The sequence below is a fragment of the Raineyella sp. genome, assembly GCF_034933565.1.
Classification (GTDB): domain Bacteria; phylum Actinomycetota; class Actinomycetes; order Propionibacteriales; family Propionibacteriaceae; genus Raineyella.
The window spans coordinates 1-14,197 of the sequence record NZ_JAYFNG010000049.1 but is presented as its reverse complement, the minus strand read 5'-3'; the positions used below and the strand labels follow the sequence as shown (position 1 = coordinate 14,197).

The window sequence follows — 14,197 nt, the reverse complement described above, 5'->3', positions numbered from 1 at the left end:
CACCATGCCAACGAACCAGAGCACCAGCACGACCAGCCGGCGGCAGCAGCTTCAGGACCGGCGGGCACGGGAAGCCGCCAGCCAGGCCAAACGCCGACGCGCGATCAGGTTGGCGACCGGCCTGGTCGCCACGCTCATCGTCGCCCTGATCGGGTTCGGCCTGTGGAGCGCCCGACCCGTCCAGGGTGGCCCGTCCGGCCAGGCACCCGACTTCACCCTTCGGACGACCGCCGGCACCACCGTCTCCCTGTCCGACTTCCGCGGCAAGCCCGTCATCCTCTACTTCAACGAGGGCGCCGGATGCGGTTCCTGCACCCAGCAGATGGCCCTGATCGAACAGAACCCGGGGTTCGCCGAGGCGGGCATCACGGTGCTCCCGATCGTCATGAACACCGCCGCCCAGATCCAACCCGACCTGGACACCTTCGGCGTCACCACCCCCTACCTACTCGACGACGGGACCGTCTCAAAGGCTTACGACACCCTCGGCAAGGGCATGCACCCCGGCATGCCCGGTCACGGCTTCATCCTGATCGACGAGGACGGCAACCAGCTCTGGCACGGTAACTACCCCTCCATGTACCTCGACCCCGCCGAGCTCCTCCAGGAGGCCACCAGCCGGCTGTGACGCCGGGTCGGCAGCGGGCAAGGTTCGGTCAAGACTCGTCTGCGCGGGCCGCGCCGGTGGGGTCTTGCCCGGATCTTGACCCAAGCGTCACTGTCTGTCGACCTCTGCTGTCCAGGATGGTGTCATCGTCGGATTGGAAGGAGCTGGTTATGGAGAGGTCAGCCACCTATGGGGTGCGCGGTCTGGCGTGTGTGGGCTGCCTGGTGAGCGTGATCGAAGAAGTACGTGCCCTGCCCGGTGTGAACGAGGTCGGGGTTGACTTGATGCCGTTCGGCGAATCCCTGTTGACGGTCGTCCCCGCCGGGGCTGCGACCACGGCGCAGGTACGAGCCAGCATGAGGCGGGTCGGGTTCGAATACATCGGGCGGCGCAACAATCGCCGACACGAGCGGCCCAAGCGGTAACAGCGTCAAGTGAACCCCGGGGAACTCCCCTGGCCGACCTGGCATCCCTGTCGGTCGACGACAACGCCCCGGCTGCACTGCGTACGCCGCCCCTTCTCAGCCCGACGCATGCGCGATCGCCGGCCGCAGAGGTCTGCGGCAGATCACACAACCAAATCAGCACCACCACAAATGAGGAGCCAATCATGTTCGGCAGGAAGCCCAAGAAGGCAGCCACCATGGCAATTGACCCGGTCTGCGGAATGACCGTCGACCCCGCCAAGGCGGCCGCCACCCGGGAACACGACGGGACGACGTTCTACTTCTGCTCCGCCAGTTGCGCGCAGACCTTTGACGCCGACCCGCATCGCTACGGCCACGGGGAGTCCCACACTCACGGCCACTGACCGCGGCGGCCACCAGCGGCGCTGAGTCAGTCCCGACCGCAATGAGCAGAGCCACCGCTCTTCGGCGGTGGCTCTGCTCATTGCGGTTTTGTGCGAGGACGCAGCCACGTCCCCTGGGCTTCAGCTGGGCAGGCCTGCCCAGCCGGCTTCGGCCGTCGGCATTCGCAGCGTTGTCCTGGCCATCGGGAAGCCTTACTGGTGGCGCGCGAGGGTCTGGTCGGCAGCCTGGTCTGTGCGGCAGCACGAGCTGGGTTGGGCCTCGCCTGCGCACTGGCAGTCTGCCGAATCGTGGCTGCAGGTGTGGGGTTCGGTATCGGCGGAATCATGGCAACACGGCATCATTTTCTCCTTGAAGGGTCCGGCGAACTGTGTGTTCGCTTGGCGGTCCAGCCATCCTTGCTGGGCCGGATGAGTGTTGGGATCGGGTTCGATGAAGGCTCGGTCAAGACCGTCGCTGCGCTGTTCGCCCATGTCGAAGAAGAAGGCGTGGGGGACGCTCCCTGCAATTCCGCTCCGGCCGACGGTGCGGCCGGAGCGGAATTGCAGGTGCGGAGCTGCCACGCCTACGCCACGGTCAGCGGGTGCCCGCCGGCACCGGCGCGATGGGCTCCGGCTCTCGGACGGCGGGCTGCGGCGCGGCCGGGGCCTGATGCGCGGGCAGCCTGAGTCGCTTGAGCAACAGGGCGTTGACAGTGACGATGACCGTTGAGCCGGACATGGTCAGCGCCGCGATCTCTGGGCGCAGCATCAGTCCGAAGGCGGGGTAGAACACGCCGGCGGCGATCGGCAGCGCGATCACGTTGTACCCGACGGCCCAGGCCAGGTTCTGGCGTTCCTTCCGTACGGTGCCCTTTCCGATGCGCAGCGCGACCGACACGTCCAGGGGGTCCGAGCGCATCAGGACGATGTCCGCGGTTTCGATCGCCACGTCGGTCCCCGCTCCGATGGCGATACCGATGTGGGCCCTGGCCAGCGCCGGGGCGTCGTTGACGCCGTCCCCGACCATCGCCACGGTCTTGCCGGCCCGCTGCAACTCGGCGACCTTGTTCGCCTTGTCGCCGGGCAGAACCTCGGCGATGACGGTGTCGATGCCCAACTGCTCGGCGATACGCCGGGCGGTCGCCTGGTTGTCGCCGGTGAGCATGACAACCTCGATCCCGGACTCGTGCAGAGCGGCGACGGCCGCAGCGGCCGTCTCCCGGGCGGCGTCGGCCAGGGCGATGACGCCCACAGCGCGTCCGTCCACCGCGACGAGCACAGCTGTTCGTCCGGACGCGGCCAACTCGTCGCGCCGCTCTGCCAGGTCGCCGAGCTCGACGTTCTCGCTGGCCATCAGTCGTCGGTTGCCCACCAGCACCCGACGTCCTTGGACGGTAGCTGTCGCGCCGTGCCCGGGTACGTTGAGGAACTCGCTCGCGCTCCATATGGGCAGACCCAGCCGATCGGCGTAGGCGTCGATCGCCCTGGCCAGCGGGTGCTCCGACTCGCGTTCGACCGCGGCCACGAGAGCGAGCATCTCATCCTCGCTCATGTCGGCGGCGATGACGTCGGTGACCTCCGGTTCGCCCTTGGTCAGGGTGCCAGTCTTGTCCATCACCACCGTGTCGATTGCCGCGGCACCTTCCAGGGCAGTGGCGTTCTTGAACAGCACCCCCCGCTTGGCTCCCAGCCCGGTGCCGACCATGATCGCCATGGGGGTCGCCAAACCCAACGCGTCGGGGCAGGTGATGACCACGACGGTTATCGCGAAGAGCATCGCCTGCGCCACGCCGGCGCCGGCGAGCATCCAGGCGATGAACGTGACGGCGCCGCCGACCAGGGCGACCAGCACCAGCCAGAACGCGGCCCGGTCGGCCAGTCGCTGGCCCGGGGCCTTGGAGTTCTGGGCCTCCTGAACCATCTTGACGATCTGCGCCAGTGCCGTGTCCGCGCCTACCTTCGTGGCGCGGGCCCGCAACGTGCCGGTGGTGTTGATCGACGCACCAATCACCTCCGCCCCCGGCGACTTGGCCACCGGCATGGACTCGCCGGTTACCATCGATTCATCGACCTCGGACTCCCCCTCCTCCACGATCGCGTCGGTGGGGATCTTGGACCCGGGCCGCACCAGCAGCAGGTCTCCGACGACGACCTCGGAGGTGGCGACCTCCACTGGCTGGCCGTCACGAATCACAACCGCCTGGGACGGGGCCAACTCGAGCAGCGTCCGGACGGCGTCGTTCGCGCCGCCCCTGGCCCGCATCTCCAACCAGTGCCCAAGGAGGACGAAGGTGGTCAGGACCGCGGCCGCCTCGTAGAAGACCTCGCCCCCGCCGGTGAATGTGACCACCAGGCTGTACAACCAGCCCGCCCCGACCCCGACCGCGACCAGGACCATCATGTCCAGCGTCCGGGCCCGCAGTGCTCGGTAGGCGCCGTCGAAGAAGATCCAGGCGGAGTAGAACACCACCGGTAGGGACAGGATCAGGGAGAACACATCGTCGCGCAGCCCGAAGGGCGCGGGGACCGTGAAGCCCAGTACCTCCCGCCCGATCGGGGACCAGAGCAGGATCACGACCGACAGCACGGCGGCGACCACGAAACGATTGCGCATGTCCCTGGTCATGTCCGCCATCGACCCACCATGCCCGCCATGGCCCATCGCCGCATGCGCGGACAGATCGGTCTCCGCACCGCCCGCATGTGCGGCGTGGGCTTCGGGTGCGGCGTGGGCCTCGTGTCCGGCGTGGGCTTCGGGTGCGGCGTGGGCTTCGGGTGCGGCGTGGGCCTCGGTCGGGGCGGCTTCAGCCATCGGATCGCACACGTGGTCGGGCACGGACTGCCCGGCGCAGTGGTAGCCGCAATCGTTGACCCAGCCGACCAGCTGGGCCACCGAGGTCTTGTCCGGGTCGTAGGTCACGGTCGCGGTCTGGGAGACCGCGCTGGCCTCTACCGCGAGGACGCCGGGGCGCCGCAGCAGCGTCTTCTCAATCACTGGTTCCGAGGTGGCCCAGTGCAGGCCGCCGACCTCCAGGACCGTGGTCTGATTCGTCATGGTCGATCCTTCCCATCCCATAGCCGAGTGGTGGTGAACCGACGGGCCGGCGGATTCCGGCCCGTCGTCGTGTCCCAAGTTGTCGTGCCCTAGGTGGTCGTGGCGCGCACCGCGTCGGGGAGGAAGTCGCGGCGCATTCCGAGGACCTCGTCGGTCATTGCGATCGAGACGGCGCCGTCGGTCACGGTGCCGGCCAGTGCCCGGATGGCGTCGATGGTCTCGGGCACGACGATCGCCTCGTTGTAGACCTGGTAAGTCAGGAAGGACTCATCCCCCTCGACTGTCAGGACGTCCTCCCACACTGCGACCTCCCACATGTCCCCGCGGGGCCGGCCCAGGTCGCGCATGAGTTCGACCGTGGTGTTCAGCGCTGTGAGCCCGTCCGCCATCCGGATGAACGCGATGCGGGGTGCGGCTCGCAACGCTTCGAGGACCTCCTCGCGGCTGGCCTGCCGGGTGAGCTGCAGGCTCCAGTAGTGGTTGTGGGTCTGGGTGTGCGCCGCCTTGGCCGCCATGGTCACCACGTCCAGGTCCGGCAGGACGGTGCGGGCGTCCGGGCCCTGGTGGGACGGGATGGTGGCCTCGGGGACCACGGTGTTCATGATGCCGCCCTGGTGAGACTCGCCCGGGTCGGTCGCCCGCCGGACCAGCACCCCGCGGGCCCGGGCAAGTAGGCCCGCGTCCTGCAGGGCCCCGAGCACGCGGACGATGCTGGTGGTGTTGCACGAGACCACCCTGGTGGTGTCCCGGCCCAGCGCGGTGGCGTAGTTGGCCTGGGCGACGAAGGAGTGCCCGGTGGTGGCGTGGGACTCCCCGCCCTGGAAAACGGCCTTGACGCCGGCGGCCCAGTACGCCTCGAGGTTGCGCGCGGCGACCTTCTTCGGGGTGGTGTCCACCACCACGTCCACCCGGCCGAGCAAATCCGCCAGGGTGCCGGCCACCGGCATCCCGCCCGCCCTCATCGCGCTGGCGGCGTCCTCCGTTGCCGCGAACACGCCAATGCCAAGTCCCACAGCCGCGCGAACTCGCCAGTCCGTCGCGACGTCCGCCACCCCGACAAGCTCCATGTCCGGCATTGCGCGGACGGCGTCCGCCACCCGCTTGCCGATAACTCCGTAGCCGTTGACTGCAATCCTGATGGTCATGTCTGTCTCCTTGTATTCGTTTGGTGTGGTGTGTCTTTCGTGTCAACTGCGCACGAGCCGGGCGATGGCCTCGGAGGCCTCCCGGATCTTGTCCTTTTCGATCGGTCCGCCGACCCGGACCGCATCGGCGAGGCAATGGTGCATGTGCTCGTCCAGCAGGATCAGCGCCACGCCCTGCAGTGCACGAGCTGCGGCGGAGACCTGGGTCAGGACATCGATGCAGTAGGCGTCCTGCTCGACCATCCGAGTGATGCCGCGCACCTGGCCCTCGATCCGGCGCAGCCTGTTGACCAACTGAGGGTTGCTGACGGCCTCGCCGTCGGCAAGCGGTGTGATTTCCATCGTCCAGTTCCTCCGACTGCTGTCCAGGGCGGTCCTGCCCGGTGTGGGGTGTCCACCCCGGGCAGGACCTGGGACGTCAGGCCCTCGCCGCCGCGTACTTGGCTGGGTCGGCCTTGAAGGTGGCCGCGCAGTGGCTGGAGCAGAAGTGGTAGGTGGCGCCTTCGTACTCCACAGTGTCGGCCGCAGTTGCGGCGTCGATGCTCATCCCGCAGATGGGGTCCGTGACCTTCGCGGACTTCTTGAACATGTCTTCCTCCATTGTTGTTGTGGTTGGGTTGTCTTCCTCATCGCGCCCGATCTCCACCACCGGGTCGGTGGCGGGCACACGGACGACGTCTGGTACCGGGTGCGCGTTGAAACTCCGCAGCCGGTTGGCGTTCGTGACCACCGACAGCGATGACAGCGCCATCGCTGCTGCGGCGATCATCGGGCTCAGCGTGATCCCGAAGGCGGGGTAGAGCGCGCCGGCGGCGACCGGGATCCCGATGCCGTTGTACAGGAACGCGAAGACCAGGTTCTGCTTGATGTTGCGCATCGTTGCCCGTGACAGGTCGACGGCCGTGATGAGCCCGGACAGTGCGCCGGAGATCAGGGTGATGTCGGAGGACTCGATGGCCACGTCCGTGCCCGTGCCGATGGCGGACCCGACGTCGGCCTGGGCCAGGGCCGGGGCGTCGTTGATGCCGTCGCCGACCATCCCGACGATCTTCCCCTCGGCCTGCAGACGCTTGACCTCGGCCGCCTTGTGCTCAGGCATGACCTCCGCCACGACCCGGGTGATGCCGACCTGACGGGCGATTGCAGCAGCGGTGTCACGATTGTCACCGGTCATCATTACGACCTCGATACCGCGCTTCTGCAAGGCCGCGACGGCCGCCGCCGATCCCTCCTTTACGGTGTCGGCGACCCCGATAACGCCCGCAGCCCGCCCGTCGATTGCAACGAGCATCGGGGTCTTGCCGTCCCCGGCCAGCCGCTGGAGGTCGTCGTTCAGCGCAGCCGGGTCGATCCCAGCGGTTGACAGCAGCCGCGCGTTGCCGACGAGCACCTCCCGGCCGGCAACCAGCGCTCGCACGCCCTGGCCGGTGACGGAATCGAACGTGGTCGCAGCAGGGATGCTGAGCCCACGGTCCCGCGCCCCGGCCACGATCGCGGTGGCCAGCGGGTGCTCCGAGGAGGCCTCCACCGCGGCCGCCAGGGCCAGGAGCTCGCCGGTCGCGAAACCCTCGGCCGGCAGGACGTCGGTGAGTGCCGGGGCGCCCTTGGTGATGGTGCCGGTCTTGTCCAGTACGACCGTGTCGAGCTTGTGCGCCGTCTCCAGCGCCTCGGCGGAGCGAATCAGGATGCCGTACGAGGCAGCCTTGCCGGTTCCGACCGTGATCGACATCGGGGTGGCGAGCCCGAGGGCGCATGGGCAGGCAATGATCAGCACCGAGACGGCTGCGACGAGCGCGAAGATGAACACCGGCGGCGGGCCGACCAGCACCCAGACGACGAAGGTCCACAACGCGATCACGAGCACGGCGGGCACGAAGTAGCTGGACACCTGGTCGACGAGGCGCTGGATCGGCGCCTTCGAGCCCTGCGCCTCCCGGACCAGCTTGATGATCTGGGCCAGCATCGTGTCCGATCCGACCTTGGTGGCCCGGTACTTCAGGGCGCCGGTGCCGTTGATGGTGGCGCCGATGACGGTATCGCCGACAGACTTGGTCACCGGCATGGACTCGCCGGTCACCATCGACTCATCGACCGAGGAGGAACCGCTGATCACCTCACCGTCCACCGAGAGCTTCTCGCCGGGCCGGATCAGGACGATGTCACCCACCTGTACCTCATCCACCCCGATCTCAAGTTCCTGTCCGCCACGCTCGACCCGGGCCATCCGCGGCTGGAGTCCGATCAGCGCGCGGATCGCTTCGCCCGTGCCGGCCTTGGCCTTCGTCTCGAGCAGGCGTCCCACCAGGATCAGGGTGATGATCACCCCGACCGCCTCGTAGTAGACGTGGCGTAGCGCGTCGGGCAGCAGCCCGGGCAGGAAGGTCACCACCAGGCTGAAGCCGAAGGCGGCGGAGGTACCCAGGGTGATCAGGGAGTTCATGTCAGCGGTCCGGTGTGACAGCGCCTTCCACCCGGTGCGATGGATCGGCCAGCCGGCGTAGAACATCACCGGGGCGATCAACAACAACTGCAACCAGGGGTTCATCATGAACTGCGGCACCCAGGTCGCACCGAACAGTTCGACAGCCATCACCGCGACCAGAACCGGCGCCGTGAGGACCGCACCGACAGTCAGCCGACGGGTCAGGTCGCGGATCTCGGCAGCGCGCTCAGCCTCTTCGGCGTCGGCATCAGCCACGGGCCCGCCAACTGCGGTTGGCTCCGACCCCAGTTCCGTCTCCGGCCGCTCCAGGAGGGCGACGGGCGCGGCAGCGGGTGCTTCCCCAGCAACCCGCACGACCCCCGAGACCATGTTCATCCCACACGCGAACCGGTACTCACCGGCCTCGGTGGGGAGGAACTCGACTGCGGTCGTCCGGTAGGCAGGCAGCGCCGCGTTCACCCTGAAATCAGGCATGACCACGCGCGATGTGCACTCGCCGCTCTCCTTCCGGTCGAAAAGAAGCCTTACCGGCGTGCCGGGATGGACCCCCTCGATCACATTCGGGCTGTAGCCACCGTCCACGGTGACCCGCACCACCTGCGCGCCGTCCTCCATCTCGACCCGACCCGCGCGGCGCGGGCCGAAGAAGAACCAGACCAACAATGCGGTCGCCACCACGGCACCTGCCACGAGCAACCATTCCATGCAGCTCACCCCTCATCCCTATATACCCCCAGGGGGTATCTCGACTGCACTCACGGTAGGCCGCAGGTCGCGGGGAATCCAGAGTGATCTGGTCAAGATCGCGTCAAGACTCACTGCCGCCCTCGCCGACCTGCGGGCCTCGTCCGGAGCGCGGTCATACTTGCCATATGACGAGCGCGAGTGAGGTACCGACCAAGGTGTTGATCGTGGACGACGAGCGAGCACTCGCCGCCGTCATCGCGTCCTACCTCACCCGGGCGGGCCACCAGGTGGTCCAGGCCCACACCGGCCCGGACGCCGTCACCCTGGCGAGAGTCGAGGACCCGGACGTCATCATCCTCGACCTCGGGCTGCCCGGGCTCGACGGCATCGAGGTGTGCCGCGAGATCCGAACCTTCTCGGACTGCTACATCCTGATCCTGACCGCGCGCGGCGACGAGGTCGACCGGCTCATTGGGTTGTCGGTCGGGGCCGACGACTACCTCACCAAGCCCTTCAGCAACCGCGAACTCGTCGCCCGCGTCCAGACGGTGCTGCGGCGACCACGCCGCCAACCGGCCGTCGCCCCCGCGATCGAGGAGCAGCGGGTCTTCGGTGACCTACGCATCGACGCCGCCGGACGCGAGGTCTGGGTCGCTGGCGTCCCGGTCGCGCTCACCCGCACCGAGTTCGACATCCTGGACGTACTCTCCGCCCAGCCCCGCCTCGCGCTCAGCCGTCGCCAGGTCATCGATGCGGTCTGGGACACCGCCTGGGTCGGTGACGAACACGTCGTCGACGTCCACGTCGCGAACCTGCGCAAGAAGCTTGACGACGACCCCGCCGAGCCGCGCTACATCACCACCATCCGTGGGGTCGGCTACCGGATGGGCCGCGGATGACCCGCCTGGTGGATGCGATAGGAGGCTGGCGGCTCGGCACCAGGCTCTTTGTGGCCCAGGCGAGCGTGTTGCTCGCCATCGTGGCCAGCGCCGGACTGACGGCCGCCCTGATCGGACCACCGCTGTTCCACGCGCACCTGATCGATACCAACTACCCGCCCGACTCGCCCCAGATCTTCCACATCGAAAGGGCGTATGCCGACGCCAGCCTGATCTCCCTCACCGTCGGGCTGCTGGTCGCGCTGGCGGCGTCGCTCGGGATCTCGTGGTACCTGACCCGCCGCATCGGCCGGCCGGTCGAACTGCTCACCCAGGCGGCGGCCCGGCTCAGCCGGGGTGACTACGACGCCCGGGTCACCGTGCAGGGCGGCGGCCCCGAACTGAGCACCCTGGGGGACACGTTCAACACCATGGCCGACCGCCTGAACGACGTCGAGGCCACCCGCCGCCGCCTGCTGGCCGACCTCGCCCACGAGATGCGCACCCCGATCGCCACCCTCAACGCACATCTCGAAGGCGTCGCCGACGGCGTCCTCGCCTGGGACGACAACACCCGGGCCATCGTCGAACAGCAGGTCGAGCGTCTCACCAGACTCGCCCGCGACCTCGAAGAGGTGTCCCGTGCAGAAGAAGGACGCGTTGAACTGCAGACCAGCCTCCAGCCGCTCACCGACCTCGTCGAGCCGGTGATCAGACAGACCAGGAATGCCTACGACCGCAAGGGCGTCACCCTCACCGCCGCGGTCGACGACTTGCCGGTGCGCGCCGACCCGCAACGCTTCGCGCAGATCCTCGGCAACCTGCTCAACAACGCGCTGCGGCACACCCCCCAGGGCGGGCGCGTGGACGTCACGTCGACCACGACTCCGGACACCGTGGTCATCAGCGTCACCGACACCGGTCAGGGCATGAGCGAGGAGCAACTGGCGCACATCTTCGAGCGCTTCTACCGCGGGGACTCCGCGCGGGAGTCCGACAGGGGCGGGTCCGGCATCGGACTCACCATCGCCAAAGCCCTGGCCGAAGCCCATGGCGGCAGCCTCACCGCCACCAGCGCCGGGGAGGGCCAGGGCTCGACCCTGCGGCTCACCCTTCCGCGGGGGCTGCACCAGCCGGGCCCGGGACGCTGACCGGCGGCGCACGTGCTGAGCGCTGCCAGCCGTGGTCTCACCGCGGGCGGCGAGGCGAGATTCAGCTTCGACGGCATGACACGCCTGGGTATCATCCCCGACGAACTGGCAGCCGAGCTGAAGTTGAGTGTCAGGCCGCGCAATGTGCTGGTTCACGAATACTTGAACGTCGATCTGAACAAGGTGGCGGAATCGCTGCCCCAAGCGATCGACACCTACACCGAGTATCGGCGCCAGGTGGCGCGCTGGCTGCTCGCACAGCGTGCCCGCTAGCCGCGGACCGCCAGCACCGCATCCCAGAGGGCGTCGGCCACCTGGAGGAGACGTGGGAGATCCTCGGACGTGCTGGACCGCCGCGTCCTCAAGATACCGCTGCTGAATGGGTTCTTCGCGTTGGTCGCGATCGGCATCATGGGCATCGGCTTCGGCTTCAACCTTGGAGGTGGGCCGGAAATCGGCACAGACGACAATGTCGCGAGAACCCTACCAACGCGGTCGGGGCACAACGCCCAATGAGACCTACGGAACTGTATGAACCCTGCGGAATTCCACTTGCTACCCAGCGCCCTAGTGGGGGAACACCCCGCCCGCTCTGATCGTGTCCCGGCGGGCCTCGTCATGGGCGTGGCGGATCAGCCGGGCCGCGCGCAACAGGCTTCGTTGCCCGGCGGTGAGGGGCAGTTGGTTGATCGGCGGCAGGTTCATCGGGATGCTCCGTTCTGGTGGAAGACTGACGGGTTGTCCACACATCCCAAGCCCATTTGGCGAACCCTCATGGACACCCGCCACCCTTCCGGTGGGCACAGTTGAAGGAGGGAGACCGTGATGGGCATCACCGTTTGGCGGATCATCGCCGCGGCAGCGGCACTGGCGTTCAGCCTCTGGATGGGGCTGGCGATGTGGGCCCTGGCACCCGGCTACCTCAGCGCAACAGTGACTGGGGTGTGGGCGGCGATGCTCGCCGCCGCACCAACCCGGACCGGGCAGAACGCAATGATGCGGCTGCTACCCGCCCACCCGCCGAACCCGGCGGAGCAACGAGCTCTGGACGACCCCGTCGCCCGAATGCGTCAAACCGGACCACCCGCCGCACGGCTGGGTGTCCGGGTGGTGGACATGCCCGGTGTCGCCGCAGCAGGCAGTGGCCGGCACAACATCGTCGTCACCCGCGACGCCGTGCGCGAGCTGCAGGCCGGCCGCCTGCCCGCAGACCAGATGACCGCGCTGCTGGTGTCCGCGGCCGGCCAGGTCGTCCGCGGCGCCACCCGCTGGGAATGGCCGATCACCGTCCTGACACTGCCCTAGCTACCGTTCCGCGTTCTGCTGCAGGGATTCATGGTCGTCTTCGGTACGAGCCGGCCCGTTCGGTTCGTGCTCAAGGTGCGCGGCCTGTACGCCATCGCGGCGTTCACCCAAACCACACTCGAGGGCCACCCAATGATGGGCGTCGGGGTGCTCGCCGTTGTCGCAGCGGCCTACTGGCAGCCCTACGCCGCCCGCCGGGTCGTGCGCCTCCAGAAGCGGATCGGAGACGAGTACGTCGCCGAACAAGGTCTCGGACCCGCACTGGCGGACTTGCTGTCTGGCCTCGGCCCGAGCCCGGTGTGAGAGTGAGGACTGCACATCCTCACCTAACCGTGAACAGCCACGACCCGTAGTGGTCAACGGCCCACGGCATGGTCGCCGCGACGACTCCCGACTCGTCTGGAGGGTTCAAGGCAGAACAACGCGACGGCGGCACCAGCTACGCCAACTCGGACGCCAGCCGACTGAGGTTCTCGGCGAGCTGCTTGTCGCGCAGGCGCGCAGCGTGCTGATAGATCATGGCCGCGTCGGGTGTCGCATGCCCGAGCCTCGCCTGCAGCTCGGCAGTCGTCGCACCGGCCTGAGCGGCCAGCGTCGCACCGGTGTGGCGGAGGTCGTGAAACCGCAAGTCCGGTCGGCCCGCCTCGCGTCGGGCCCGATCCCAGTGGCGGTACAGAACCGACTCATGCAGGTAGCCACCCTTGGCCCCGGGGAACAACAGCGAATCAGCTCCGGAGGCAACGTGAGCTGCCAGATGCTGCTGCAGCAGGGGTACGACATGGGGCGGCACTGCCACGCGCCGCAGACCCGCCTTGGTCTTCGGCGGCCCCACCCGTGCTCCACCGGGCAGGAAGCTGACCGAGCGGGCGATCCTCACCTCAGTTGCGTCTCGGCTGACGTCCTTGCGCCGCAGAGCAGCGATCTCCCCGTATCTCATGGCGCACCAGGTGGCCAACAGGACGGCGAGTTTGAGCCGGTCCGGCATCGCAGACACAATGGCGTCCAGTTCACCGAGGGACGCCGGCTCGATCTCGTGCTTCCGCCTGGCAGCGCCAGCACCCCGGATCTGAACTGGCGAACTGGGTATGAAGCCCTCACGTACCGCGGCGTTCATGATTGCCCTGAGAAGCGAGTAGGCCTTGGAACGCGACCGCGCCGGTGCGCTGCTCAGCGTAACGTCATGCCAGGTGCTGACCCTGTTGCGGGTCACGTCGGGCAGCTTGGTCTCCCCCAGTGTGGGCAGGATGTACCGGTCGAGAATCCGCTCATAGTCCAACACCGTGAGGGGTCGCAGCCGGCCATGCCCGGCGCTCTCCTGTAGCCAGGATGACGCGAACGACTGCACAGTGAGCGCCGCCGCGAACTCTTCCCGCGCCTGACGCTCCTTGCGCTCCTCTGGTGGTTCCCACTCGTCCAAGTCCACGAGGCGTCTTTCAGAGGCCAGCCAGCCTTCGGCGTCCGCCTTGGCCGCGAAGGTGTCATCCGCCAGATGCCGATCCTGGTCGGGACCGACGTAGGACGCCTGGAATCGCCCCGATGGGAGCTTCCGGATCGCACCGAAGCCACGTCTGTACCGAGGGTCTGCCCTCCGCGTCTCCATCGTGTCTGCTCCGCTCCGCTCGCCGGCAGGTTCCATCCTGCTCCGCGTGCAATATACGTGCAATAGTGGACCCGGAAAGTGCCAACTTCTGCCTACTCTGGCTACTGGGCACCCCACACACCAGCCGAGACGTCTTGCCTAGTCGGCGAGCACAAAATCCCACCTCACAACGGGCGGCCCCAGCAGGAATCGAACCTGCGACACAAGGTTTAGGAAACCTCTGCTCTATCCCCTGAGCTATGGGGCCATACCGAACGCAGCTAAGCGTAGACCCAGACGCCGACTCGGCCAACCCTTCGTCCGCAATCTGCCGCTCGCGACGGCGAGTCTCCGGGAATCGGGACGAGCGATTCGTCTCGACGGGGAGGGCCGAGACCGGCCGCGGTAGGCGCCCGGCGGGCGATCAACAGCGCGTCCGGCCCCCTCGAAGATGGGCCGTCAGAGGCCGTCAGACCAAGATCATTTCTTCCTTGGCAACTTTGTCCACGGCGCCTTGCATTCAGTCCCGCATAGGTTATTGTTGGTGACGAAAGCGG

Annotated in this window: 14 protein-coding genes and 1 tRNA gene; 8 read left to right on the top strand and 7 right to left on the bottom strand. The window is 67.9% G+C overall.

Annotation, left to right across the window (positions count from 1 at the left end):
* Positions 1-4: 4 nt before the first annotated feature.
* Positions 5-628, top strand: a complete 624-nt coding sequence (locus VB059_RS12695; protein WP_323417649.1) for a peroxiredoxin family protein — start codon at positions 5-7, stop codon at positions 626-628.
* A 589-nt stretch (positions 629-1,217) separates the two neighbouring features.
* Entirely contained in the window at positions 1,218-1,418 is a 201-nt protein-coding gene (locus tag VB059_RS12690) for a YHS domain-containing protein (protein ID WP_323417651.1), read from the top strand.
* A gap of 574 nt (positions 1,419-1,992) precedes the next feature.
* On the opposite strand, the gene VB059_RS12685 is transcribed toward VB059_RS12690, so the two are convergent.
* The 4 genes from VB059_RS12685 to VB059_RS12670 form a co-directional block, all read right to left on the bottom strand.
* Entirely contained in the window at positions 1,993-4,452 is a 2,460-nt protein-coding gene (locus VB059_RS12685) for a heavy metal translocating P-type ATPase (protein WP_323417652.1), read from the bottom strand.
* 89 nt (positions 4,453-4,541) lie between these two features.
* A complete protein-coding gene (locus tag VB059_RS12680; RefSeq protein ID WP_323417653.1) occupies positions 4,542-5,597 on the bottom strand; it encodes a type II glyceraldehyde-3-phosphate dehydrogenase in 1,056 nt (351 codons plus the stop codon).
* A gap of 42 nt (positions 5,598-5,639) precedes the next feature.
* A complete protein-coding gene (locus tag VB059_RS12675; RefSeq protein WP_323417654.1) occupies positions 5,640-5,939 on the bottom strand; it encodes a metal-sensitive transcriptional regulator in 300 nt (99 codons plus the stop codon).
* A gap of 76 nt (positions 5,940-6,015) precedes the next feature.
* Entirely contained in the window at positions 6,016-8,745 is a 2,730-nt protein-coding gene (locus tag VB059_RS12670; RefSeq protein ID WP_323417655.1) for a heavy metal translocating P-type ATPase, read from the bottom strand.
* A gap of 167 nt (positions 8,746-8,912) precedes the next feature.
* Here VB059_RS12670 and VB059_RS12665 point away from each other — a divergent pair, with 167 nt between their 5' ends.
* The 4 genes from VB059_RS12665 (at position 8,913) to VB059_RS12650 (ending at position 11,272) form a co-directional block, all read left to right on the top strand.
* On the top strand, positions 8,913-9,626 hold the full coding sequence (locus VB059_RS12665; protein WP_323417656.1) for a response regulator transcription factor: 714 nt from the start codon (positions 8,913-8,915) through the stop codon (positions 9,624-9,626).
* Entirely contained in the window at positions 9,623-10,756 is a 1,134-nt protein-coding gene (locus VB059_RS12660) for a HAMP domain-containing sensor histidine kinase (RefSeq protein WP_323422384.1), read from the top strand. Before VB059_RS12665 ends, VB059_RS12660 begins: the two co-directional genes overlap by 4 nt.
* Positions 10,757-10,768: 12 nt before the next feature.
* The gene (locus VB059_RS12655; RefSeq protein ID WP_323417658.1) at positions 10,769-11,029 is read left to right on the top strand and encodes a DUF86 domain-containing protein; all 261 of its coding nucleotides are present in this window, start codon (positions 10,769-10,771) and stop codon (positions 11,027-11,029) included.
* A 69-nt stretch (positions 11,030-11,098) separates the two neighbouring features.
* Positions 11,099-11,272 carry a hypothetical protein gene (locus tag VB059_RS12650; protein ID WP_323422383.1) on the top strand — a complete coding sequence of 58 codons (174 nt, stop codon included), beginning with the start codon at positions 11,099-11,101 and terminating at the stop codon, positions 11,270-11,272.
* Positions 11,273-11,323: 51 nt separating this feature from the next.
* Here VB059_RS12650 and VB059_RS12645 read toward each other — a convergent pair whose 3' ends face one another.
* Entirely contained in the window at positions 11,324-11,461 is a 138-nt protein-coding gene (locus VB059_RS12645) for a hypothetical protein (RefSeq protein WP_323417659.1), read from the bottom strand.
* A 120-nt stretch (positions 11,462-11,581) separates the two neighbouring features.
* Between VB059_RS12645 and VB059_RS12640 the strand changes: the two genes are divergently transcribed.
* Both VB059_RS12640 and VB059_RS12635 read left to right on the top strand, forming a co-directional pair.
* Positions 11,582-12,061 (top strand): hypothetical protein, encoded by a 480-nt coding sequence (locus VB059_RS12640; RefSeq protein WP_323417660.1) that lies wholly within the window; start codon positions 11,582-11,584, stop codon positions 12,059-12,061.
* A gap of 30 nt (positions 12,062-12,091) precedes the next feature.
* Positions 12,092-12,364 carry a hypothetical protein gene (locus VB059_RS12635; protein WP_323417661.1) on the top strand — a complete coding sequence of 91 codons (273 nt, stop codon included), beginning with the start codon at positions 12,092-12,094 and terminating at the stop codon, positions 12,362-12,364.
* 136 nt (positions 12,365-12,500) lie between these two features.
* Here the strand turns inward: VB059_RS12635 and VB059_RS12630 are convergent, their stop codons facing one another.
* Both VB059_RS12630 and VB059_RS12625 read right to left on the bottom strand, forming a co-directional pair.
* The gene (locus tag VB059_RS12630; RefSeq protein ID WP_323417662.1) at positions 12,501-13,661 is read right to left on the bottom strand and encodes a tyrosine-type recombinase/integrase; all 1,161 of its coding nucleotides are present in this window, start codon (positions 13,659-13,661) and stop codon (positions 12,501-12,503) included.
* A 174-nt stretch (positions 13,662-13,835) separates the two neighbouring features.
* A tRNA-Arg gene (locus VB059_RS12625) sits at positions 13,836-13,908 on the bottom strand.
* Positions 13,909-14,197: the final 289 nt, after the last annotated feature.